We start from the raw sequence: 23,605 nt of genomic DNA, 5'->3' as shown, positions 1-23,605 counted from the left end.
ATATGTAAGTAACCGAAGTTGCTTGAGTTCAATTCCAGGTCAGCACAAAACTGACTTGTTTACTGTAAATGTAAGAATCAAAGATTCTTACTAGAATATGAATTCAAGAATTCATATTCGCTTATTAAAGGTTTCGTTTCTTTAAGAAACTTAAATGAATTTCAAGGATACATGTTAACTATAAATAACTTGTATTAATTCAAGGTTTGTTTCACTGTTCAGTTATCAATCTTCATTTATTTTTTGCTCTGTGTGACTTGCTGTCCCTCAGTGCTCGATTATAATATCATCCAACCACACACATGTAAAGTGTTTTTTTGTCATTTTATCAAAGTAAATCTATTGTCGAAAAAAAGACCTTTTGTATGAATTGTGCAAACACTATATTCAAATTTACATTTGTAATTAAATTAACAAAAAGCCCAACTGAATGAAACCAGTTGAGCTAATATATTGATTGTATGTAAGTATAAAAAACATTTACAATTGCATTAAACAACTATGTAGTAGTCTCTTTATAACTATCATCGCATTTATCTGCATAAAAGAGTTTCTTTAGTTGATACGTATTTATCCACTATACAGACTATCCATGCTTCTCTACTTCGTGGAATTTTAGTGATATTTAACGGCCACATGTGACATTCAATAACAGATTGTGTTCGTTGTCCAATCCCAAAATGCCTAACTGCGTTATCTTTTGCAGTAGTAGAATGAGAAAACCCGTGTAAACCATGTCCATTATCTGTTTCATGCCAATCATAAAGATAATAATCATGAAGAAATGCACCAATAGCTAAAACTTGTTCATCTGCTCCAATATGCAATCTCTTATTTAACCAGTAACTTACTCTTGTGACACTCTCTACATGATCAAAAGTGCTAACACGACCATGCTGAATATATTTCTTCATCCTTTGAATCCTTTTGTCACTTTTAAGTGGCTCAAGAATGTGCCTCAGTCTGGTCTCCTCTTCAGGTCTTAACTTCATAAAACAATACCCCTAATATAACTTTTTTAGAACTTCATCCCTGAAGCTTTTGATATTCTAGCAGATTATTGTGTTATATTTGTGAAGTGTAATTGTTTTACTATCTATATTTGTAATGGCAATCAGTTTTTCTTCCATCATTAAATACACCAAGCACCAAAATATTACCTTCACTATTTACTTCCGCTATTCCTACCTTTGCTGTATATTTTTCATTATAAGATATATAAAAAATATACACATCTTCTGTAAAGAAGTAATCGTATCTTTCATCATCCGAAAGCTGTTCTTCAACATCTTCGCAGCATGTTCCATTTTTTAATTTAAATCGACCAACAAAATCTTTATCCATTCTGGCAAAAGTTAGGGTATATCCTGCTTCTTCTGGAAAATCGAGAGCTATTTGCTGCTTCGCCTCTTCTTCTGATAAAACTGACGTAGGTTCAAAAGATGAAATTGCTGGTTCTTCTGTTGGATTAAATTTGTTAATATAACGCCAAACTGAAAGTACCCATATCTGGGCTATCAAAAGAAATGTTAAGAACACTACTGCAATTACTTTAAATATTTCTTTTAACCCTATCTTGGCAAGCTTCCCTGTTACATCAGTATTTATCTTTTTCTTGTCTGTATCTTTTTTTGCCCTAAATTGTTTTAACAGATAGGAAATATTATTTTTCAAATTGAACTTTCTTTCAAGTTCGACTTGTTGAGGGTGCCCCTTTGCATATTCACTACCACCAATAGTTTCCATGCAATGGTTACAGATTACTTTATTTGTTGTTGGCTGACCGCAGATTACACAGCTGCTATCTACAACATTTCCTGAAGCAATATCAGAAATTCGCCTTTTAAAGCGACGCCCAAAAACAGAGTCTAATATACAATTTTCATTTTCAAGTCTCAGAATCACCTCAACAACATTCGTATCTGAAAAGTCATACTTGGAAGTAAGACGCACCATATAATATAGTTCTTGTTTAAGATTATTATCGTCGCCCATAGTTTTACCTAATTCTTTCTGGCCTCTTTTGATTCTATTCCTTTAAAACAAAGGTAAGCTAATAACTTATTGTCTCGTTCTAAAATCTTACCAGCATAAAATATTCCATTATGCTCAGCTTCCGCTCGTACTATTCGGCATATAATCGCTAAACTAAAATCAGAGCCCTTGGCAGTGTCAGCAAAGTTAACTTCCACAATATCTCCAATGGTAACTCTATTGCCATCTCCAATAAATGACACTCCACTATCACTAACATCAAGCATAGTTATAGAGAAGCGCCTTCCATCTTCCATGCTGGCAGATCCAGGAATATTTAATGATACTCGAGCATCTTCTCGCCGCTCACTTGACGCCGCTACATTTCCAAATGAACTAGAGTCAATTGCATAGTAATCAACATTTTTGAAAGTAACAAGATTAACTACTACATTTTTCCAGACTACTCTGCCACCTGTATGGGGATCAATACAATGAAGATTAAAAGACATGCTTTTAGGAGAACCGTTTGTAAAATCAACAACCGTTCCATTATAGACATATGGCTTAACTAAAACTCCTGTACCAGCATTGGTGCCTACAACCTCAGTTTTAATTTCAAAGGATGAGCCACCAATCAAAACCTCTAAAGAAACTGCTTGTTTAGCCTCTAACTGTTCTAATTTCATAACATTCTCCCACACATATTAAATATACTTATTACATTATATATGTTCTTTGAATATTTTTCTCCATTTTTAGCAAATTGAATTATCAATTAATTTATATTTAGTTATTAGTAATATTTTTTGCGGCCTCCACAACATGTTTTACTAAAATACTTGTAGTGACACCACCAACCCCACCTGGAACAGGTGTTATTGCATCAACAATATCCTCTACTTCTTCAAAGCATACATCGCCACAGAGTTTTCCTTTTTGCTCATTCCAGCCTATTCCAACATCAATAATAATCTGTCCTTCTTTTACAAATTCCTTTCCAATACTTTCCATCTGACCAGAAGCAACTACAACAATATCTGCATCCCTCGTGATAGAAGGTACATCAGTTGTTTTAGTATGACAGATAGTAACGGTAGCATTTTCATGCATAAGCATCATCGCCACAGGTCTGCCTATTACTAGAGATCTGCCTATTACAGCTACCTTCTTTCCTGAAACAGAAATATTATAATACTTTAATATCGCCATTGCCGCCTCGGCAGTACATGGCGGAAACCCAAGATTAGTGTTTGTGAATACACCTGCCAAAGACAAATCTGTGCAACCATCCACATCTTTTGATGCAAGCAACATGGTACGAGCCTTTTCGCCATCTATATGTTTTGGAAGAGGTCGGAACATAAGAATTCCATGTATGTTTGAATCTTTATTTAAGCCTTCGAGAGTGTCAAAAAATTCCTGTTCGGATACATCCTCTGGTAGAGCAATTACTCTAACCTCTACCCCTATTAATTCGCATCTTTTCAGAGCACCTCGCTCATATGATATATCATCAGGTCGTTCTCCTACACGAAGTATTCCAAGTGTAGGTATAATTCCTAATTTTTTTAAATAATCAACTTCTTTGATTAAATCATTATTTAAGCTATCAACTACTGCTTTCCCTTTTAATAGTGTTGCCATGTTCCCTCCAGCCAACTATCATGAATTGAATGTAATTAATATAATATATACACTACATTCTGTTACATACTCCAATATATATATTTTCTGCCTTAACTATGTATTCCTTTAGTAATGCATCTACTTTTTTTTCTAAATCACAAGCATAATCTCTATCTTTCATCGATTTAGTGTTGATTTTAACATTTACAGCAGCGCCTTTTATTGCCCCCTCAAGAAGAGCAACTCCTGTAGCAGCATCACTAATCATAATTACAGATCCTTTATCAGCAAATTCCTGCTGTAAATCAATAGCATCACAAGCCAGTTCTAATATTCTAAATGGTACCTGCGCTGCATCCTTCAGACATTTCTCCATAACCTCATCTCTGCCTGGTTCATCTTTAGGAATAGAGTAAGCTTTGGATAATGGTTCGAATGCTATTGCATCATCATCAATGCATTTTAGGAGTGAAAATCTAATATCATCTGCTTTTTTCATAAGCGATATTATGTCCTGTTCCACATCGGCATACTTTTTTTTACCAATAGTAAACTCGCCTACCATACTTCCGAGAGCCGTTCCCACTGCAGCGGCAAGAGCGCTTGCCCCGCCTCCTCCTGGAACTGAGGTTTTTGAAGCCAGTTTACAACTAAAACTCATCACACTTTCATTTATAAGGCTCATAACTTTCTCCATACTCTTTTGATTATAAAAATTTATATAACAAAAAACAAAACTCCAAAGCCTTGATTACTCAAAGCCTTGGAGTATATTAACCTTTTATAAAATCATAAATAGTCATCTGATTAGAATCAGAAACCAGATACTCATAGTGCCGCTGTTCCTCTGCAGTCATCTCTCTATGAAACACGTATGTCTCCTGTTTTATTGTCCCGTCTATATCAAAATACATCTGTCTGTATTTTGTGTTGTCAATATCAATCATAATAACTGCTAAAATCCTTTCAAGTCCTCATTATAGACGCAATGGATGTCACTTGTAAATAGTTTTAATGCCCTTTTCTCCTGTCTATACCTTTATACGCATAATATTCTTTTTTAGCATAATACATCTTATCATCCGCGTATTTACATAGTTCATTTACAGTGGCATTTGGATATTCCCTTAATGAGGCAACCCCAACGGATACACTTACGTCTGAAACATACTTTCCTTTCCATTCTGCTGTATATTTATAAAAAAGTTCCAAACGTTTTTTCAATTCTTTTTCACCTGCTATAAACATAGCAACGAATTCATCACCACCCATTCTTGATATAACTGAAGTACTATTATCAGAAAACGCTTTTCTTATACAGTCAGCAGCTGCCACAATGAGTTCATCACCAGCGTCATGACCTAAGGTATCATTGTAATATTTTAACCTATTTAAATCAAAATATACCACCGTTGCATCAGGTGATAGATTTCTATCCTCTATGGATTTAACCTCTTCATAGAAATATCTCCGATTGGTTAGCTTGGTCAGTTCGTCAGTATAAGCGAGCTCTTTTACCTGAACCAGTTCAGCCTCTTCTTCTACTTTAAGGCCTATTCGTCTATATATAAGACTTATCTGGGTAGATATATAAACTATAAGGCCAATTATAACTAAGATATTATAGTCACTGTCAATGTTATTTATGTACATTCCTAGAGCTATTACACATACTAACAAAAACAGGCAATTGCCTGCAGCAATCAATTTTCTCTCACTTTTTCTCTTTTCTTCCTTTAGACTGGTATATGAATAATAAGCAGCAAGGAAAATAAGGAATATGTCTATTAAATGTCCAAAGACAACAATATTGCCCCATTCAATAACACCTGTTAAGCACAGTATGAATGAAAGTGCTATAGATGTCGCAACTATCCCGTCCAGGATATTGTCTTTAAGGCTTACCCTAAAGTTTACTGCCCTGATAAGCTCTAAAAATGCAAGCGGCATCAGTAAAAATGTTACAATTTCGAGAATGGCAAAGCCCGTATTATTTCCCCATATAATTAGTGGAAGTCTTGTACCACAAATAAGCCATATGCCAGACAATAACGAAAACAATCCTGCAAAGAATAATGCCTCAAAGGAAAGCTTTCTAAGAATCAAGGATTTGCGTATTATAAAATGAATGGAAATAAGCATCTCCCAAATGCCAGAGAAAACTAAAATTACAAAGAGGACTACAGCTGGCATTTGCTTTTTCAAGGTAATGATGCCATAGCCTGAGCGGGTAGTAATATAGCAATCATAAAATTCCGCACCATATAACGAATGCTGTAATTGTATTTTAGCCTCAACTTTTTTGCCTGAATACTCTGGTTTTAGTAGAACATGTGCTTCTTTTTTGCCCACATTAGACGAGCGACCAAACAAATAATTGTCTAATGAACGATAAACCTCCACTCCATCTATATAAACTGAAATATTGTCATAATAGCATTTCATAACCAGGTATTGATCACCATAAACCTGTGGCAAGGTGTTTTCTACTACAAACTCCTGATCATTATCATATGGCAATCCTATTTCTATTCCTTTGTTAAGCCAACCTTTATCAAATTCTATATAGTTTTCGTAGAATTTTGCAGTATCCTGATTGGAATATCCAAAGCTAGCTACAATTATAAAAATTATTACAATGCTATATATAGCAGTAACAATTCTTTTAACAAACCCCGTCTCCATAACCCCTACTCCTTGAAATTAAGCCTTAGCCTTAAATTTCAATACCAAACTCGCTTGGTAAAAACCTAGGACAAACATTGTCAGATGTAACAATAACAGATGCTGCAAGTGTAGAACCAATCTCACAGGCCTCTTCTATTGTTTTTCCATAGGTAAGTCCAATGGTAACACCTGCAAAGAAGGAATCTCCTGCACCTGTTGTATCCTTTACGTCTACTTTTCTGGCTGGTACAAAGCCTGTCTTTCCATCTATGTCTGCATAAACTGCACCGATGCCACCCATAGTAACAATCATTTTCTTTATCTGAGCGCCCTGAATTTTCTTTGCAAGAATCTCCTGCATTTCCTCTGCAGTTTTCTCAGAGTAATCATCCATGAATAAAATTCCTGCTTCCTGCTGATTGCATACGAAGCATTCAACATTCTTTAAGAAATCCCTTCTCTCCACTGCAATACTCATATTAGAAACCGCAGCATAAACTTTAAGATTATATTTTTCCGCAAATTTAAAAACTCGCTTGATAGTATCCTTTTCCATATCAATTTCTAAGGCAATACTATCTGCATCTTTAAAAATCTCATCGCCCTGTTCATCTAAGATATTGTTAATCTCAGATAAATCAGGTCTTTTAGAAATGGATGCAACAACATCACCGTGATTATCAAATACTGCAAGCCATTTTCCCATTCCATCAGGTGTACGTCTTACAAATCTTGTGTCTACTTTATGATTGTTGAGTTTTTCAAGCACCCCTGTACCGATTCCACTTTCATCTACAAGGCTGACAAAGGTAGGACGAAGCTCTACGTTTGCTATATCCTCTACAACATTTCGGCTGACACCACCATGCACTTCCTCTACTGTTCCTACATTTCTACCTGCAGGTATGTAGCTGGCTGTAGAATGTCCCTTAATGTCGATAAATACTGCTCCTAAAACAACGATTCCCATTTTTTACTCCTTTAAAAAAAATACAAGACTTGATTATAGCACTACGTGTTATAATATCAAAGAATTGTTAAAAATAATTGTCACAAATATAGCTTACGAGGAACAAAAATGATAAAAGTAGATCTTATTACAGGATTTTTAGGAAGTGGAAAAACAACCTTTCTAAAAAAATACGCAAAACATTTTATTGATAAGGGTCAAAAAATTGGAATCCTGGAAAATGACTATGGCGCGGTAAATGTAGATATGCTCCTGCTTAATGATTTGAGAGGCGACAACTGCGAGCTTGAAATGGTGGCCGGAGGATGCGATGCCGACTGTCATAGAAGACGCTTCAAAACAAAACTTATATCTATGGGAATGAGTGGCTACGACAGAGTTATAATAGAGCCTTCAGGAATTTTTGATATAGACGAATTTTTTGACTCGCTAAGAGATGAACCGCTTGATAGATGGTATGAAATAGGAAATGTAATTACTATAGTTGATGCAAAATTAGAGGATTCTTTATCAGATACTTCTGACTTCTTTTTAGCCTCACAGATTGCAAATGCTGGCATTATTGTGTTAAGCCGCACTCAACTGGCTAACGAAGATCAAATCACAGCAACCATATCACATTTAAAAGAAGCAGCTGTAAAATCTAACCTTGATAAAAATATTGATGATATCGTATTTACGAAGTCATGGGATGAACTTGAAGATAAGGACTATGATTTAATTTCTAATAGTGGTTACACAAAGCACTCCTACGTAAAAAAACTGGGAACTGATGATGCAAAATATAAGACTGTCTATTTCCTTGAGCTACCAATGAAAAAAGACAGTCTTAAAGATAAAATTAATACATTAATGTCTGATGAATCCTATGGAAAGATTTTCAGAGCAAAAGGCTTCTTTAAAGAAGATGAAAAATGGTACCAGTTCAATGTCACCAAAGCTGATTTTGAATTATCAGAAATGGAGATTGGACAGGAAGTATTTATAGTAATCGGCGAGGAAATTGATGCTGACAAGGTAAAGGCTTTATTTGCCTAGCCTTCTACAATTTCTCCTGCTATAGCTGTGGCTGCAGCGGTTACTGGACTGGCAAGGAATATCTTAACCTTGCTGGTTCCCATTCTTCCAAGGAAGTTACGATTGTTGGTAGCAACTACCACCTCGTCATCTGTAAGGATTCCGCCACCTCTACCACAGCAAAGTCCACAGCCTGGTGTAGTGATGATAGCACCGGCATCTGACAGAATTTCAAGTGTACCATCAGCAAGCGCCTCACGATAAATCTTTCGGCTTGCTGGTGTTACAATCATATTTACGTAAGGAGCAACATGCTTACCTTTTAAAATAGTGGCAGCCGCTCTTAAGTCTTCTAATCTTCCATTTGTACAAGAACCAAGGAACACCTGATTTACCTTTGTGCCCTTTAAATCGGACACAGGCTTGATATTATCTACAAGTGAAGGGCAAGCACAAACTGGCACGAAATCCTCTGCTCTGTATCTCAAAATCTTTGAATAGCTTGCATCACCATCTGGTGTCAAAGCCTTGATACTATCGTCATAAGGAATCTTACAATAATCACAGGTCTTTTCATCAGGTGCAAAAAGACCACATTTAGCCCCTGCCTCCACAGACATATTGGACATGGTCATACGGCTTGCAACACTCATGGCATCCACTGTGCTTCCTGCAAATTCGATGGCCTGATATGTGGCACCGGCTGCAGTTAAATCACCAATGATTTTAAGAATGATATCCTTTGAGGTAACGTTACCTGGCAAGGTTCCATCTATTTCAATTCTGATGGTCTCAGGTACCTTTATCCAAAGCTGGCCTGTGCCTAAAATTCCTGCCATCTCCGTATATCCGATACCTGTAGCAAATGCACCCACGCAACCATAAGTTACTGTATGACTATCTGTACCAAAAGAAATATCTCCTGGCTTTACATATCCTGCTTCAGTCATAAGCTGATGACAGATTCCATCAGTTCTATGAACACGAGTGATGCCATATTTTTCTGCAAACTCATCACCTGCTCTGAAATGTCTGCTATCATCTACCTGAGTTGCCGGAAGGAAATGATCATAAATCAGCACTACACTATCTGGCTTTGCCACTTCTTTAAAGCCCATCTCCTCAAATTTCTGGACAGCAAATGGAACCATGATATCGTCAATCATGCACCAATCTACATCAACAGTGACAATATCACCTGGCTTCACCTCATGTCCAACTTTATTTCCAATTATTTTTTCAACTAAAGTATGTCCCATTACATTCTCCAAATTAATCTAATCCGTTTCGTTTTCTCATTGCCTTTACAAGTCCGCCAGCCTCTAGAATCTCTGTAAGATTATCAGGGAGACTTGCTATAGGATAGGATTTACCATTTACAATTATCTCTTTGCCTGGGATAACTTCTGCCTCTTCCCCCTCATTAACCTCATCATACAAATCCGGCTGTTCGATGAGAAGCAAACCATTATTGATAGCGTTTCTGAAAAAGATTCGCGCAAAGGATTTTGCAACAATGCATGAAATCCCAAGTGCTTTTACAACTTCTGGCGCCTGCTCTCTTGATGAGCCGCAGCCGAAGTTATTGCCTGCCACAATCATATCTCCCGGCTGAATCGAAGATGCCAGTTCTGGACGCAGTGGAGAAAAAGCATATGGCTTCATCTCCGTTACTGTTTCAAATGCAAGGTATTCTGTAGGCAGAATGATATCAGTGTCTATGTCGTTGCCTAATTTCCAAATTCTACTCATTTTGTTTATCCCTTTTCGTTGTGTGCAAAATCTTACGCAGACAATAATTAGCATTCTTCCATCGACTAACACGTCTCTTACAGAATGCTAATCATTGTCTGCTAGATTTTGTTCTATAGGTTATCAGTGCTAGTAATATATCCTTTTATCGCAGACGCGGTGACGGTGGCCGCTGATGCTAGGTATACGAAGGAATCCTTGTGGCCCGCTCTTCCTTTGAAGTTGCGGGTGCCGGTGGAGATTAGGGTTTCGCCTTCTCCTATTACGCCCTGGCAAGCGCCCCAGCATACAGAGCAGTTAGGATTCATTACCATTGCTCCTGCTTCCATGAAAATATCTAAAAGTCCCTCTTTAAGAGCCTGCTTGTAAACAGCTCGGCTTGCTGGAACTACCAAGAATCGTACCTTATCTGCAACATGCTTGCCCTTTATCACTTCAGCTCCCACACGTAAATCCTCGATTCGTCCATTGTTACAGCTGCCAAGGAAGGCCTCGTCAATCTTTACTCCCTCACATTCACTGACGGGTACTACGTTATCTACGAAATGAGGCTTTGCCACTATTGGCTCAATCTCAGATAAATTAATGTCAAATACTTCTGAAAATACTGCATCATCATCTGACTTATAAATAGCCTTTGGTATACGGCCATGCTCCTCTAGATAAGAAAGTGCAACACCGTCCACCTCCATAAGTGCTGTTTTAGCGCCAGCCTCTACACAAAGATTACAAATTGAAATTCTATCTGCAATAGAAAGATTTTTAAGTCCATCTCCAGCGAATTCCATAGCCTTATAGTTGGCTCCATTTGCTGAAATCTTTCCGATGATAGTCAGAATCAAATCTCTAGCATATACGCCCTTTTTAAGATTGCCGTGAAGATTAAAACGGATAGTTTCTGGTACCAAAAGCCATGATGTGCCAGTAACCATAGCATATAAATAATCAGTACATCCCACGCCAGTACCAAAAGCGCCAAGAGCTCCATATGCACAGGTATGTGAGTCCGCTCCAAATATTAACTCGCCTGGACGAACTTGATTTTCCATCATTATCTGATGGCAAACACCTTCGCCCTCATAAAATGTGATGCCATGCTCTCTGGCGAAATCACGCATCTTTTTATGGCTGGCTGCAGTCTTTGGACTGTCAGAAGGGATATTGTGGTCCACAATCCATACCAGTTTTTCAGGGTCTGCTATGTGCGGATTCTTAAGATTGTTGTACATATCTATGGTAAGATGAGTGGTGCCATCATTACTCATTAATTTATCCAGTGTAACTGTTTCTATATCACCGGCTTTGCAGGTTTCTTTTCCTGCGGCAGCTGCAATAATTTTCTCAGCTATTGTCATTCCCATGTTATTAGTCTCCTTTTTGGTTGTGCGATTACCTATAGTCCGCTGGTTACGGCTACAAACTTTAGATGTCTACGCTCAGCTTAGAATGCGACCCTTTAGACATCTAAAATTTGTAGCCTACCAGCTCACTTAAAGTTGGTAAGCTTTCTTTCTGCGTAGTAAATGAATGGGGTAGACGCCATTAGTTATTCAACGACGCGATTAGGCCACCTTGATCCAGAATTTCCTGCATTTTGGCTGGGAGCTTTGTGCAAGAGTATTCTTTGTCGCCTATTGTGATTTTGCCGGCTTGAAGATCTAAATCCATTTCGTCGCCATCCTTTACCACGTCATATAGCTCTTTGCTGACAATTACAGGCATGCCAATATTGATTGAGTTTCTATAAAAAATACGGGCAAAAGATTTCGCAATAACTGCCTTCACTCCCAAAGCCTTTAGTACACTAGGTGCTTGCTCTCTTGATGAGCCACAACCAAAATTTTCATCAGCTACTACAAAATCACCAGGCTTTACCTGCGATGCAAAATCCGAATTTAGAGACTCAAAGGTGTGCTCCTTCATCTCATCGATTGTGGGAAAAAGCAGATATTGTGATGCGATAATTTGATCGGTATCTACATCTTTATGAAAACGAAAAACTTTACCCATAATGTTATATCCTCCATTTATTTTCTGTCTATTTTACATTAATTCTTTAACGATTTAAAGAGTTAAATTATCTGTTTTTCAATTAAAACTTTAAATAAACACAACTATGGATTATCATTAAACTCTGAAACAATTATAAGCCTTCCATTTCCTTAGTAAAAGGCTACACTTTTAACATATAAAGAGGTTATAAAATTATGAATTTATTTTTAGTAAGTCAAATATTTGCTATATTAGCCTGCATATTGATGGTTGCAATCGGATATATTAAAAGAAAACGCAACGTACTCATTGCTCAAAATGCTCAATTCATATTATTCTCCATTTCTTACGCTTGCATTGGTGGAATCTCTGCAGTTGTAGGAAATATGATTAGTCTTATCAGAAATATTATTTGCCTTAAATGGAATCTTAACACTCCACTCAAAGTGTTCTTTATTCTTTTACAAGGCACTATCACTTATATTTCACTCTATAACGTATGGTTCAAATGGCTTCCTATGAATGCTGGCACCCATGGAATTATGGACTGGCTTCCATTTTTAGCGGCCACACTTATTACCCTAACCCTTAGTTCAAAGAGTGACCTTATCATTAAGCTTGGATGCATCGGTAGTATCCTATGCTTTGGAACCTACGATTTCATCTTAAGCAACTGGACAGTTTTCGCATTTGACTGCTTTTCACTAATGACTAGCTTAATTGGTGTATATCGCATAATCAAAGATAAAAATAATCCATTACCTTTCTAATTTTAACTAAAAATACATATTTAAATGCTAAACTTGTACCATGACAACACGTACAAGTTTAAGCAAACAACTTTATTCTTTTTTTCTAATACTCGTTCTGTCAATCATTATAATGACAGGACTTAGTAGTTATCTGTCTCAATCCAGAAATTATAAAATTCAAAATGAACAAAATCTTGAAAACATTGTTACCTATTTGGGAAATATGATGTCTGCCGATGGTGAAGAATTTATAGCCTATCAACAGATATTGCTTACTTATGGCGACAAAATCAGAATTCCTCTATCCTATGATGGAAATTATCATCCAGCAAAGATTGCTTTCTATGAAAAATACAATAGCACCTATCCTGGAAAATCATTAGGAATAGACGTTGATTATCTTGATATGCCTGAAGATCTTCAAATTCTATACGGTACATATAAGCATGAATATTGGCTTCATGTTTATTCCCAGGTAAAATATAACTTTGGTGTAGCATATGTTTATTACATCACTCCTACGGGCGAACCTTATCATATGTATTATGTGCTGGATGCGATACCGGAAACTATAACAATAGACAATCAAGATTACATGAAGTTAAATTTAGATATTGAAGAACCAGTGGACCTATACCCTCATATGTGGGATACTTGGCAAGCTGGTCGAGAACTGGACGGTTACGATATCTTTAATAACGAATACGGACACACCTACGCAAACTATTATCCACTATGGGTAAATGGACAAAAAATGGGCCTGGTTTGTGCGGATGTGGAAGTCAAAAAGGTCAATACTACAATACTTAACAATACTGTAAATGTGATTATTATTATGGCTTTATTGTCAGTCGTTTTTGCTGCAATATTAAGTCTTATGCTACAAAAGAAATATATATCAAGACTTGTTCAGCTGAAACGCGATATCCAATCCTTCACTGACCACAAGGATTCTTCTTTGGCTGTCACTATCACACATGATATACAGGGATCGGATGAGATTTCAGATTTAGCACAACAAGTGGCAACAATGATAATCGAAATTGGCGATTACATGAACACACTGTTAGAAAAAAATGAGGCTCTTACAGAAGCTCAGGAAAAAATAAGAAAGGCCAATGAGCTTGCTCACAAAGATGCTCTTACCGGGGTGAGAAACAAAACCGCCTATGATGCAACTGAGGCAAGTATTGAATACAAAATCCACAGCGAAAACTACAAGGAGTTTGGTATCGTTATGGTTGATTTGAATTGCCTTAAATATATCAACGACCATTACGGACATGATAAAGGCAATCTGGCAATCATGAAGATATGTGAAACAGTTTGTAGTGTATTTTCACACTCTCCTGTTTTTAGAATTGGGGGCGATGAGTTTGTGGTTATTCTTCAAAATGAAGATTACAAGCAGTGCCCACAAAAGGTATATGAATTCAAGGAATGTGTGAAACAATCCACTTCTGATAGTTCTTTGGAACCTTGGGAAAGGGTGTCAGCAGCTATTGGATGGGCAATTTTTGATCCAGAAACAGACAGCGGAGTGGAAGTGGTGCTTCGTAGAGCTGACGACCTGATGTATAAGAATAAAAAAGAAATGAAGGATGGGAAGGAATAGGTGGACTTTAATCTTTAGTCCGCCAGTTACGCAGACAAGCCCAGGTACTACTTTTGGTATCGCTTTCGCTATACTCACCAAAAGTAGTACCTGGGCTTGTCTACGTAATTGGCTCACTTAGGAGCTTTATTGCTTTTAAAAATTTACTTACTTTTTATTAGGGGAATTTTTTAACAGCCCCGTTACATGCGAAGCATCAATTCTTTTTCAATGACTTTTCCGTCGCGAATGTAGATACGTGGAACGCGTTTGCTTACGGCGCAGGTTAGTTCGTATGGGATGGTGCCTGCGGCATCTGCAAGGGTGTCAATGGAGTTTTTCTCTCCGAAGATTTCTACTTCACTTCCAACATCTACCGTTGGCATATCTGTTATGTCTATCATGCACATATCCATGCATATTTTTCCACGAAGCTTGGCAGGGCCCTCTTTGGTATATAAGCTGCATTTATTGGAAAGGCTGCGAAGAAAACCATCAGCGTAGCCGTATGGAAGTACACCTATACGGGTCTTTTTATCTGTGACAAACATGCCGCCATAGCTGATTTCTGTGCCGTTTGGATAAATCTTTATGGTGCTTACTGTAGTCTTCATAGTCATGGCTGGCTTGAGATTCATCTGGTGAGCAAATTCACCATAACCATAAAGCAATAAACCAGGTCGTACCATATCAAGATAGGTTTCTGGGAAACGTACAGTCGCTCCTGTATTAGCGCAATGTCGTATCTGAAATTTGCGTCCAAGTTTTTCCTCTACAGCATTTATAACGTTCATAAAAAGCTCGAACTGATGCTTTGTATATCTGTCCTTTTCCTCACCATGCTCATCTGCTTCTGCAAAATGAGTAAAGATGCCTTCTGCGTTAAGACCTGGCATGTTGCAGGCTTCTACAATGCCCTCTACTCCTGTTTCAAAATAACCATTGTCACAAAGATATCCAAGGCGAGACATTCCTGTATCAACCTTAATGTGTACCTTTAAAGTGCCACCACATTTCACTGCTTCTGCACTGTATTCATCAGCCTTCGCCTTGCAGGTGATGGCTTGGGTAATATCAAATTCTATAAGACGCCCCACCTGCTCCTTTGGGGTATGACCCAGGATTAATATAGGCATTTTTATTCCATTTAAACGAAGCTCCAAAGCTTCATCTGCAGAGCTGACTGCCAAATAATCGGCACCTAAATCCTCTAAGAGGTGGCCTACTTGTATGCTTCCATGACCATAAGCATCAGCCTTTACCACTCCAAGAAACTTTACATCTTTACCGATTTTTTCTCTTATTTTTGTGTAATTATACGCAATGGCATCAAGATTAATCTCTGCCCATGTACGTCTAAGTGTAGATTCCATTTCATCATCTCCTAAAAAAGAATAATCTTATTATACTCTTTTGAAATATAAAAAAAAGCCTTCAACGAAAGTTGAAGGCACACCTCTAAACAAGCAGCACTGCCACCACTGAGAGGTGAAAAAATATTTAATTATAATACCTTTGAAAGGAAATCCTTTAATCTCTGGCTCTTTGGGAACTGGAAGATTTCGACTGGAGTGCCTTCTTCCTTTATTCCCTTTTCATCAAAGAACATAACGCGGTCTGCAACCTCTTTTGCAAATCCCATTTCGTGAGTTACAACCACCATTGTCATTCCATCATCTGCAAGCTCCTTCATAAGAGAAAGAACCTCTCCTACCATTTCTGGATCAAGAGCCGATGTAGGCTCATCAAAAAGAATTACTTCAGGATTCATTGCAAGTGTACGAGCAATTGCTATACGCTGCTTCTGTCCACCTGAAAGACTGTCAGGATATGCACTAGCCTTGTCTGCAAGTCCAACTCGATTTAAAAGCTCAGTTGCTTTTTTATCAGCCTCAGCCTGGCTCATAAGTCCAAGCTTTACAGGGGCTAGTGTCAGGTTCTTTTGGATTGTAAGATGTGGGAAAAGATTAAAGTGCTGGAAAACCATTCCCACGCGACGGCGAACATCATTTATATCAACTCCCTTTTTTGTGATTTCCTCGCCATCTAGATAAATAGAACCACCTGTTACATTCTCAAGCTGATTGAGGGTTCGGATAAATGTAGACTTACCACAGCCTGAAGGGCCAATGATAGCAATAACCTCTCCCTTTTCAATCTGCATATTTACATTTGAAAGAACATCATTTTTCCCGTAGGATTTTGAAAGATTCTCAACCTTTATTAATACTTCGTTACTCATTTTAATTTCTCCTTTAATTATTGTTCACTCTTACGTAATGACTTTTCAAGTTTGCCAACTCCCATGTTAAGAACCTGAACAATAATAAGATATATAAGGGCTACTGCAATAAGTGGAAGGAATGCCTCGTAGGTAATACTTCTGATAATATCACCACCACGAGTTAAATCCATAAGACCAATGTAACCACAGATTGAGGTTTCCTTAATAAGTGAAATAAACTCATTTCCAAGTGCAGGAAGTACATTTTTAACAGCCTGTGGAAGGATGATTGAAGTCATTGTCTGCTTGTAATCAAGACCAAGGCTTCGACCAGCCTCCATCTGACCACCGTCGATTGACATAATACCACCACGCATTATTTCTGCAACGTATGCTCCTGAATTTATCGCAAATGCGATAATGGCTACAAGAATCTTTGGAACATTTACAGCTTTGAATACTACATAGTAAATAATCAAAAGCTGAATCATCATAGGAGTACCACGGATGATTGTAAGATAAAGCTTACAAATGGCATTTAAAAATACCATTGAGCCAGTCTTGTCATATGTAACACGAACTATAGCAACCAAGAAACCTATAATTACACCTGCAACTACGGCACAAAGTGCGATTATAAGTGTATTAATAAGACCCTTAAATAGGTAATTCCATCTATTATCATCAACAAAGTTTCGTTTGAAATTATCGACAAATCCAAGGCTGTTGCCTGCACCAGCACCATTATTTACAATGATGACCTGCTTTGATGTGGTGTATGGATCAGAGAAATTGATTGACTTAAGACGTTCTTCTGTCATAGTCATACCAGCAATACCCACATCAGCCTTGTGTGAATCTACAGCATTGATAATACTGTCAAACTCAATATCTTCGATTTTAACCTGAAGACCAATCTTGTCACCAACAGCTTTTATAAGCTCCATATCAATACCTACAGGCTTGCTTTCCTCATAGTATTCATATGGTGGAAATGCTGCATTTGTAGCAACTACAAGTGTACCTGTATATTCTATTCCCTCTGGAGAAACATATGGGCAGGTTCCCTTTGTATCATCGCCGATATAGTTTGCATTAATCTGGTCGATAACACCTTCTTCCTTAAGCTCTGCAAGTGCGCCATTTACCTTTTCAAGAAGTTCGTTATTATCCTTTGCGATACAGATAGCATATTCTTCTAATTCGAATGGCTCCTCTAAGATTTCAAGATTCTTCTCGTCCTTTGTGGTGGCGATGGCTGGCTGCTCATCAACGATGACACAGTCAATCTTGCCTTGACGAAGAGCCTGGACAGCATCTGTGATTTTGTTGTAACGCTCTACAGTAGTGCCTGCCTCGTCTCCTTCCATGTCAGAGACATAGATATCGCCGATGGTTCCAAGCTGGACACCAATCTTTGCTCCCTCTAAATCGTCTGCAGAATTAATCTGTTTTCCTGTGCTCTCAGCCTTAGCACCACAGCCTATCATCAGAGCTGTTGTTAAACCTAAGAGTAATAGCGATAATTTCTTTTTCATGTATATTTATTCCTCTTAATGTATTTTTATACATATAATAGCATAAAAAAATTATATTTCAATATAAAAATGGAGTTTTGCACTGCAAAACTCCGTAAATGTTTAAATTTCAAAATACAGCATTTCAAAATTGAATAAACTATGCATAATTAATTACTTTGACAATCTTCTGACTCTTTTTACACTTGTAGCTTTTTTAGGACCACGTCTTCTAGGATTTTTAGCCTTTCTATATTCATTAATCTCTGAAAGCATTTTTTCGTAGTCTCGCTCGAATAATATCTCACTTATAGATTCATTTATCTGAGAAACCTCTAATTTTTCCATAAGTTTTTTTCTAAGTGCAGGCTTGCTTAAGCTTTTGTAAGCTGGAAGCTGATATTTTTCAACGATAATAGAAAGCTCCGGACGCCAAAGCAATTCTAGCTTTTTGCTTACATCTGCTTTTTCATTTAAAACAGGTCTCCTTAAAAAATAAAAATCTGGCATCTCGTCTACTTCATCTACTGTGATAATCCCCCAATGCTCTGGTACATGCTCCTCGATGTGCATGGCGTGACTACTGCCTACCACTACCATATTATATTCAAAGTATTTATCGTAATCCTTTATCTGACCTTCAAGTCTGGTATAGGTATCTGCGTCTGACTTTATCTCTATCCCTACAAGAGCATTATCTATCACCATGTATGCATCCGCTCTTGATTTTCCAATCATCTTTTCTTCGTATATACGTATTTTACCATATTCAATTTCTAAATAATCAAATAGGCCTTCCCTGATGTCTTTATCCTTTAGCATTAATTTACAATCCTTTATAGTGTTTTGCTAAATATATAGAAAAAGCAATAAGACCAATAGTCTCAAGGCCGTGATATATAACAGATGTCCATACGATACTTATTATCTTTAGCTGCGTATAAAAAGTCACCATCTGAAAAATAGTAAAGGCCAACACGAAAAATCCTGTAATACAGGTAGTAAGTACCTTTAAAAATCTATCCTTCAGAAAAACTGCTGTCACAAAAATGCCGATAACAATGGCCGAAAACATTCCTATATATTTAAATCCGTGGGTAGAATTATAGATTGCAGAAAAAGTAACTGCATTTTCATAATTATCCATAGGTATAATATCATATAATTCACTGACAAAATTCCTATATTTGTAATTAGATACAAGGGATATGGTTTGTACGAAAAGCAAAATAACAGCCCAGATTTCAAGGAGCTGATAGATAGATTCCCCTCTGAGGGTAGATATTGAGTCTGGAATATATTGCTTTTGAAGAACTGCAAATTCATCAGCGTCATCTGCATTTATTATATTTGTCAGATGACGCATTTTCTTAATGTAAGAAAGAAAAATAATAAAAATAAAGGCAATAACGCCAACCTGAGTGACAACACTAAATGTGAAAACGGCGCTGTTTAACATATCCGGCTCAGGCAAATGAGAGGAAAATATAATTCTTGCAATTGCGTTTAATATCTGTGCAACCAAACTAACCAGGGAAGAAATGCATATTGCTTTTGAAAGATAATGTCTTTTTGTATTTAAATACATAAGCTTACCTCCCTCTCAGAGTGCCCGCTTAAAATTAGAGACTACTCTCGTACAGTCTCAAATTTATCTCCTTTTACAAGTGGTATTAGGTACAATCCTAACGCATATGCGTTAATAATAAGCGCACCTATCCATGCAGAAATTTCCGCAAATGCGGTAGCTCTATAACCGATTCTGCCAAGGAAAAATGATATTACAAATGTTCTAAGTACCATCTCAACAATACCAGAAATCATTGGAAGTATTGGTTTGCCCATTCCCTGAACTGCTGCTCTGACTATGAATAATACATTAAGGAAAATCAGCATCACTCCACAGGTAGGAAGGAAAATGCACACCAGTCTGATTTGTTCCTCACCTGACAATAACACTCTTGCAAGATTTGCAGGGAACACCACCATGATGCCGCCTAGCACTATATAGAAAAATGTTACCATCTTAAGGCCATACTTAATGCCCTCTACAATACGTTCATATAATTTAGCACCATAATTTTGGCTGGTAAATGCACTAATTGCGTTTGCTGTGGTAGCCGCAGGATTCATAAACAGATTAAGATATTTGCTACCTGCCGCATAGGCTGCTGTATAAATAACACCATATCCATTTACAAAATATTGAACCACCATAAGTCCTATGGCAGTGATGGAATTCATAAGTGCCATAGGAAGTCCGTTAGAAATAAGCAGTCCAAATACTCTTGTATTATCCTTAAAATCAGCCCTTGATAGTCTGATAATCTCAATAGAAAAAAGCTTTTTTAGGCAGATAATAACTGAAACTATCTGTGCAATAATAGTTGCTATTGCAGCTCCCTCTACTCCTGATTTTAAACCGAAAATAAATAAGCTATCCAGGCAAAGATTTGTAACTGAGGATACTATAATAGAAATAAGTGGAGTCTGGCTATCTCCTAGTGAACGTAAAATGGCTGCTGAAATATTGTAGGCAATTCCTACAAACAATCCACCAAAAAGAATATAACCATACTTAAGACAATCCGCCATAATGATAGGATCAGTTCGTAAATACGATAATGCATTTGGTAAAAACAGCACACTAAAAATAGTAAGTCCTATGGCAAGTACTATACCAAGCTCTATAGTTCCTGCTATTCTGTGACGCAGTTCTTCAAAATCTTTTGCGCCAAAGCTTTGTGCAATGAGAATGGCAAATCCATTTGCCAAGCCAAATGAAAATCCAACTATCAAAAAGAACAGTGACCCCATATTTCCAACTGCAGCCAGGGCATTATCACTGATGCCTCGTCCCACAATCATAGAATCCACAAAGTTGTACAGCTGCTGGCACATGCTAGTCATTAATAGCGGCCAGAAAAACTGCATAATCAGGCTGGATGGCTTTCCTACTGTAAAATCGATAGTTTTGCTTTTTGAAATTGTAAACCCCTTCATAACAATATATCCTTCTCTTAAAAATCTTAGACTATATTATTAAATGAAGGGGATGAAATCAACATATTTATTTGATTTAATTGAATACAATTTTTGTTCTTTAATAATTTATTTTATCTTACTCTAATATCCGTCAAAGCCACCTGATCTCCAGTGATTGCAACATAAACCTTTTCATTTCCTTCATGCAAAATTGTGGTGTTTGAAATCTTTATTCCAAGGTTCTCGGTATGCAAAGTGATTTTATTTCCTTTTCGTTTAAAGGTAACTTTGCATTCTATACCCTGCTTACATAAATGCTTGAAAATTTCCCAATCTTTGAAGTCCTCTCCTTTTTCCATGAAAAATTTATTATCAGCATCTTCTTTAGAGCCATCGTCCTCACCGTTTATCTTTATCATGGCATATTCCTTGTATCCCTCTCCAAAGACTTTTTTGTCCTCAGAATAAAATAGAACAATATAAGGACAATGCCAGATAAAGCTGCCTGATGGTAACGTCATAGAATGAAAACAAAGTATACGGTCATCTACAACCTCGATTCCCTCGGTGGCATCAGATCTGGTTCGGTCTATCTGTACATTAGGAACATCTGATTCCATTCTGTCCTTAAAATCAATTTCATCTTCGATTCTTTCGATGTCATTTTCCTTTGTTTGAATATCGGTTTCTTCAACATTAATACTTGAAATAATGCAATTCTCACCTGTAAGACCGATAAATAATGATTTCGTTTTATCTGGAAGGGCGATGATTGCCTCTACTAACTTTCCATTATTTTCCATGATGATCTTTACATGATCTTCATAACGGCATGCAGAAATTCTGTACCTGGATTCGATTTTTCCTGCCTCCTTGAAAAGCTTTGGCATACTTTGATCCGTTTCTTTATCAGAAACATTCACCTGCATATTTCTCACATTGGTAGATATACTATGGCCATCAAACCACAGCTCTCCATACTCTGTATATCTAAAAGCAGAAATCGACATTTCATCCACATGAACATGCCTGTCAAAGGAATCAAACAAAACAATAGATGGCTGACTAAACTGACTGTCATCTTCAGCTTTGACAGAAAAAAAGGTAATGTTTTTTACAAAACCTGTAACCTCTATACCCTTGGAGAAATTGTCTCTATATTGTTTACATTCAAGCTCAGTTATAAGCTCGTCTTCTGCCTCAGGAACTATCTTAAAATCATTATTATCGATGAGTTTAACCATGATATTTGCATAGACCGGGTCAAATTTAATCCCTGCATTTTTTACAAAATCTTCCCTAATCATAGGTTCAGGAATTGGATTGCGGTTTATTTTCTTTGACGACATATCTACATAAGCGTCGGCAACCGCTACTATCCTTGCAATCTCTGGAATATTTTCTCCTGAAAGCCCCTCCGGATATCCATTTCCATCATAGCTTTCACAACTGTATCTGGCTCCTAAGCTTAAATATGGATATTCGGTAATGCTAGAAAGAATTTCTCCACTCAAAACAGGCTCCTGCTTAAGAAGCTGCTCTTCAAAGGACGATAGCATACTTGTCTTTCCAATGATGCTATCTGGTAATCCAATTCTACCTACATTCTGCAACAGGGCGGCATAATAAACCTCTTCACATTCCTCATCACTCAGCCCAGCTTCCTTTGCTATATCTCTGGCAATCTCAGCCTTTTTTGCAGAATTTCCTTTAAATATTCATCCTTTTTTTCCACGGCTTTTACAAGAGCATTAGCGGTCTGATCGAAGAGTCGTTTCATACTCTTCTTTTCTTTTTCTATATTTTCAAGCTCAATGGTGTGAGCCCTGATGACCTCTTCATTTATATCAAGATATGTAAATATATAAAGGGATATGGAGACAAAAACCATCCCCATATTTACTATGGAGATTCCATATGCAAATATCTGAACTATACCTGCCACTATAGGCAAGAAAATGTATAGCGTATAGGCAGTGTATAAAAATACACTAAATCTTTTTCTATATTGAAATATTACAGTGTATTGAATCAAAGGTCCCAATACAGGGATTATATAGCTGAATAAAAAGAGTGGCCCCCTGTGATAGACATTGTATTCATCAAAGTAATAATACATATCTGTAAATGTGGATACCACTGCAAGCATCATTGCTACCAATGCTGCTATACCCACAATAACAAGTCTTTTTGGAACTATTTGTATTTCTTCACCCTTGTTAAGTGCATCAACCAGACAAAATCCAAATGTAAGAACGATGGTTGGAGTCATGAGAAAGACCATAAAATTGGATAGCCTAACCATAAAATATCCCATGGCAGATACATCACCGGAATATATATAAGCAGTCCTGTCAAAATACAGCAAAAGGGCCGCAGCTATCTCCATGAAAATTAGACTCCATTTTCTTCTTTTAGGAAGAAATCTGGTGATGAAAAGAAGCAATGTCATGGTCAAGCTTACTCCGCAAAGTATCAACATAATATCCAATTGATAGGTTTGAAAAAATCTATACATTTAAACCTTCTCCT

General features: G+C 37.1%; 23 protein-coding genes. 3 read left to right on the top strand and 20 right to left on the bottom strand.

The annotated features are described in order from the left end of the window. Nucleotides 1-533 precede the first annotated feature (533 nt). The 8 genes from BLV53_RS14910 to BLV53_RS14880 all read right to left on the bottom strand — a co-directional run bounded on the left by BLV53_RS14910 (nt 534) and on the right by BLV53_RS14880 (nt 7,240). Nucleotides 534-992, bottom strand: a complete 459-nt coding sequence (locus tag BLV53_RS14910) for an HD domain-containing protein (protein ID WP_090302313.1) — start codon at nt 990-992, stop codon at nt 534-536. 100 nt (nt 993-1,092) lie between these two features. Further along, nucleotides 1,093-1,995 (bottom strand): hypothetical protein, encoded by a 903-nt coding sequence (locus BLV53_RS14905; protein ID WP_090302311.1) that lies wholly within the window; start codon nt 1,993-1,995, stop codon nt 1,093-1,095. Nucleotides 1,996-2,003: 8 nt separating this feature from the next. Beyond that, a complete protein-coding gene (locus BLV53_RS14900; RefSeq protein WP_090302309.1) occupies nt 2,004-2,663 on the bottom strand; it encodes a PilZ domain-containing protein in 660 nt (219 codons plus the stop codon). A gap of 100 nt (nt 2,664-2,763) precedes the next feature. Next, a complete protein-coding gene (locus tag BLV53_RS14895) occupies nt 2,764-3,621 on the bottom strand; it encodes a bifunctional 5,10-methylenetetrahydrofolate dehydrogenase/5,10-methenyltetrahydrofolate cyclohydrolase (RefSeq protein ID WP_090302307.1) in 858 nt (285 codons plus the stop codon). Nucleotides 3,622-3,673: 52 nt separating this feature from the next. Further along, nucleotides 3,674-4,288 carry a cyclodeaminase/cyclohydrolase family protein gene (locus BLV53_RS14890; protein WP_090302305.1) on the bottom strand — a complete coding sequence of 205 codons (615 nt, stop codon included), beginning with the start codon at nt 4,286-4,288 and terminating at the stop codon, nt 3,674-3,676. 88 nt (nt 4,289-4,376) lie between these two features. Next, nucleotides 4,377-4,550, bottom strand: coding sequence for a hypothetical protein (locus tag BLV53_RS17135; RefSeq protein WP_170830896.1), 174 nt, complete (start codon nt 4,548-4,550; stop codon nt 4,377-4,379). 64 nt (nt 4,551-4,614) lie between these two features. Further along, nucleotides 4,615-6,288: a GGDEF domain-containing protein gene (locus BLV53_RS14885; protein ID WP_090302303.1), complete on the bottom strand. Its 1,674-nt coding sequence runs from the start codon at nt 6,286-6,288 to the stop codon at nt 4,615-4,617. A gap of 31 nt (nt 6,289-6,319) precedes the next feature. Then, nucleotides 6,320-7,240 carry a carbohydrate kinase family protein gene (locus tag BLV53_RS14880; RefSeq protein WP_090302301.1) on the bottom strand — a complete coding sequence of 307 codons (921 nt, stop codon included), beginning with the start codon at nt 7,238-7,240 and terminating at the stop codon, nt 6,320-6,322. A 108-nt stretch (nt 7,241-7,348) separates the two neighbouring features. Here BLV53_RS14880 and BLV53_RS14875 point away from each other — a divergent pair, with 108 nt between their 5' ends. After that, complete coding sequence (locus BLV53_RS14875; RefSeq protein WP_090302299.1) at nt 7,349-8,278, top strand: GTP-binding protein; 930 nt, start codon at nt 7,349-7,351, stop codon at nt 8,276-8,278. Here BLV53_RS14875 and BLV53_RS14870 read toward each other — a convergent pair. The 4 genes from BLV53_RS14870 to BLV53_RS14855 all read right to left on the bottom strand — a co-directional run bounded on the left by BLV53_RS14870 (nt 8,275) and on the right by BLV53_RS14855 (nt 12,019). Then, the gene (locus tag BLV53_RS14870) at nt 8,275-9,516 is read right to left on the bottom strand and encodes a 3-isopropylmalate dehydratase large subunit (protein WP_090302297.1); all 1,242 of its coding nucleotides are present in this window, start codon (nt 9,514-9,516) and stop codon (nt 8,275-8,277) included. The genes BLV53_RS14875 and BLV53_RS14870 overlap by 4 nt on opposite strands. A gap of 13 nt (nt 9,517-9,529) precedes the next feature. Continuing rightward, nucleotides 9,530-10,009: a LeuD/DmdB family oxidoreductase small subunit gene (locus tag BLV53_RS14865; RefSeq protein WP_090302295.1), complete on the bottom strand. Its 480-nt coding sequence runs from the start codon at nt 10,007-10,009 to the stop codon at nt 9,530-9,532. 113 nt (nt 10,010-10,122) lie between these two features. Continuing rightward, entirely contained in the window at nt 10,123-11,370 is a 1,248-nt protein-coding gene (locus BLV53_RS14860; RefSeq protein ID WP_090302292.1) for a 3-isopropylmalate dehydratase large subunit, read from the bottom strand. Nucleotides 11,371-11,551: 181 nt separating this feature from the next. Continuing rightward, nucleotides 11,552-12,019, bottom strand: a complete 468-nt coding sequence (locus BLV53_RS14855) for a LeuD/DmdB family oxidoreductase small subunit (RefSeq protein ID WP_090302290.1) — start codon at nt 12,017-12,019, stop codon at nt 11,552-11,554. 197 nt (nt 12,020-12,216) lie between these two features. Here BLV53_RS14855 and BLV53_RS14850 point away from each other — a divergent pair, with 197 nt between their 5' ends. Beyond that, on the top strand, nt 12,217-12,771 hold the full coding sequence (locus BLV53_RS14850) for a YgjV family protein (protein ID WP_090302288.1): 555 nt from the start codon (nt 12,217-12,219) through the stop codon (nt 12,769-12,771). Between the two features lie 112 nt (nt 12,772-12,883). Beyond that, the gene (locus BLV53_RS14845) at nt 12,884-14,368 is read left to right on the top strand and encodes a sensor domain-containing diguanylate cyclase (RefSeq protein ID WP_170830895.1); all 1,485 of its coding nucleotides are present in this window, start codon (nt 12,884-12,886) and stop codon (nt 14,366-14,368) included. Nucleotides 14,369-14,550: 182 nt separating this feature from the next. Here the strand turns inward: BLV53_RS14845 and alr are convergent, their stop codons facing one another. The 8 genes from alr to BLV53_RS17410 form a co-directional block, all read right to left on the bottom strand. Then, nucleotides 14,551-15,720, bottom strand: coding sequence for an alanine racemase (gene alr / locus BLV53_RS14840; protein WP_090302282.1), 1,170 nt, complete (start codon nt 15,718-15,720; stop codon nt 14,551-14,553). 131 nt (nt 15,721-15,851) lie between these two features. Next, the gene (locus tag BLV53_RS14835; RefSeq protein ID WP_090302280.1) at nt 15,852-16,589 is read right to left on the bottom strand and encodes an amino acid ABC transporter ATP-binding protein; all 738 of its coding nucleotides are present in this window, start codon (nt 16,587-16,589) and stop codon (nt 15,852-15,854) included. A gap of 17 nt (nt 16,590-16,606) precedes the next feature. Further along, nucleotides 16,607-18,109 carry an ABC transporter substrate-binding protein/permease gene (locus BLV53_RS14830; RefSeq protein ID WP_090302277.1) on the bottom strand — a complete coding sequence of 501 codons (1,503 nt, stop codon included), beginning with the start codon at nt 18,107-18,109 and terminating at the stop codon, nt 16,607-16,609. Between the two features lie 153 nt (nt 18,110-18,262). Then, nucleotides 18,263-18,910, bottom strand: a complete 648-nt coding sequence (locus BLV53_RS14825) for a sce7726 family protein (RefSeq protein ID WP_090302275.1) — start codon at nt 18,908-18,910, stop codon at nt 18,263-18,265. Between the two features lie 4 nt (nt 18,911-18,914). Next, on the bottom strand, nt 18,915-19,676 hold the full coding sequence (locus BLV53_RS14820; RefSeq protein ID WP_090302272.1) for a hypothetical protein: 762 nt from the start codon (nt 19,674-19,676) through the stop codon (nt 18,915-18,917). Nucleotides 19,677-19,717: 41 nt separating this feature from the next. After that, nucleotides 19,718-21,091 carry an MATE family efflux transporter gene (locus BLV53_RS14815; RefSeq protein ID WP_090302270.1) on the bottom strand — a complete coding sequence of 458 codons (1,374 nt, stop codon included), beginning with the start codon at nt 21,089-21,091 and terminating at the stop codon, nt 19,718-19,720. A 113-nt stretch (nt 21,092-21,204) separates the two neighbouring features. Beyond that, nucleotides 21,205-22,728, bottom strand: a complete 1,524-nt coding sequence (locus tag BLV53_RS17415; RefSeq protein WP_330388380.1) for an HD-GYP domain-containing protein — start codon at nt 22,726-22,728, stop codon at nt 21,205-21,207. A 14-nt stretch (nt 22,729-22,742) separates the two neighbouring features. Then, nucleotides 22,743-23,591, bottom strand: a complete 849-nt coding sequence (locus BLV53_RS17410; protein WP_242879118.1) for a hypothetical protein — start codon at nt 23,589-23,591, stop codon at nt 22,743-22,745. Between the last annotated feature and the right edge of the window lie 14 nt (nt 23,592-23,605).

Source organism: Pseudobutyrivibrio sp. ACV-2 (genome assembly GCF_900107545.1).
GTDB lineage: Bacteria > Bacillota > Clostridia > Lachnospirales > Lachnospiraceae > Pseudobutyrivibrio.
Note: the sequence above shows the minus strand (reverse complement) of the source record. Positions and strands in the feature narration are given on the sequence as shown.

Coding starts and splice junctions, on each gene's coding strand:
- BLV53_RS14875 (WP_090302299.1), top strand. CDS start 7,349: ATGATAAAAGTAGATCTTATTACAGGATTTTTAGGAAGTGGAAAAACA.
- BLV53_RS17135 (WP_170830896.1), bottom strand. CDS start 4,550: ATGATTGATATTGACAACACAAAATACAGACAGATGTATTTTGATATA.
- BLV53_RS14870 (WP_090302297.1), bottom strand. CDS start 9,516: ATGGGACATACTTTAGTTGAAAAAATAATTGGAAATAAAGTTGGACAT.
- alr (WP_090302282.1), bottom strand. CDS start 15,720: ATGGAATCTACACTTAGACGTACATGGGCAGAGATTAATCTTGATGCC.
- BLV53_RS14890 (WP_090302305.1), bottom strand. CDS start 4,288: ATGAGCCTTATAAATGAAAGTGTGATGAGTTTTAGTTGTAAACTGGCT.
- BLV53_RS14865 (WP_090302295.1), bottom strand. CDS start 10,009: ATGAGTAGAATTTGGAAATTAGGCAACGACATAGACACTGATATCATT.
- BLV53_RS14895 (WP_090302307.1), bottom strand. CDS start 3,621: ATGGCAACACTATTAAAAGGGAAAGCAGTAGTTGATAGCTTAAATAAT.
- BLV53_RS14885 (WP_090302303.1), bottom strand. CDS start 6,288: ATGGAGACGGGGTTTGTTAAAAGAATTGTTACTGCTATATATAGCATT.
- BLV53_RS14900 (WP_090302309.1), bottom strand. CDS start 2,663: ATGAAATTAGAACAGTTAGAGGCTAAACAAGCAGTTTCTTTAGAGGTT.
- BLV53_RS14815 (WP_090302270.1), bottom strand. CDS start 21,091: ATGAAGGGGTTTACAATTTCAAAAAGCAAAACTATCGATTTTACAGTA.
- BLV53_RS14855 (WP_090302290.1), bottom strand. CDS start 12,019: ATGGGTAAAGTTTTTCGTTTTCATAAAGATGTAGATACCGATCAAATT.
- BLV53_RS14825 (WP_090302275.1), bottom strand. CDS start 18,910: ATGCTAAAGGATAAAGACATCAGGGAAGGCCTATTTGATTATTTAGAA.
- BLV53_RS14905 (WP_090302311.1), bottom strand. CDS start 1,995: ATGGGCGACGATAATAATCTTAAACAAGAACTATATTATATGGTGCGT.
- BLV53_RS14830 (WP_090302277.1), bottom strand. CDS start 18,109: ATGAAAAAGAAATTATCGCTATTACTCTTAGGTTTAACAACAGCTCTG.
- BLV53_RS14860 (WP_090302292.1), bottom strand. CDS start 11,370: ATGGGAATGACAATAGCTGAGAAAATTATTGCAGCTGCCGCAGGAAAA.
- BLV53_RS14845 (WP_170830895.1), top strand. CDS start 12,884: ATGACAGGACTTAGTAGTTATCTGTCTCAATCCAGAAATTATAAAATT.
- BLV53_RS14835 (WP_090302280.1), bottom strand. CDS start 16,589: ATGAGTAACGAAGTATTAATAAAGGTTGAGAATCTTTCAAAATCCTAC.
- BLV53_RS14910 (WP_090302313.1), bottom strand. CDS start 992: ATGAAGTTAAGACCTGAAGAGGAGACCAGACTGAGGCACATTCTTGAG.
- BLV53_RS14820 (WP_090302272.1), bottom strand. CDS start 19,676: ATGTATTTAAATACAAAAAGACATTATCTTTCAAAAGCAATATGCATT.
- BLV53_RS14880 (WP_090302301.1), bottom strand. CDS start 7,240: ATGGGAATCGTTGTTTTAGGAGCAGTATTTATCGACATTAAGGGACAT.
- BLV53_RS14850 (WP_090302288.1), top strand. CDS start 12,217: ATGAATTTATTTTTAGTAAGTCAAATATTTGCTATATTAGCCTGCATA.
- BLV53_RS17410 (WP_242879118.1), bottom strand. CDS start 23,591: ATGTATAGATTTTTTCAAACCTATCAATTGGATATTATGTTGATACTT.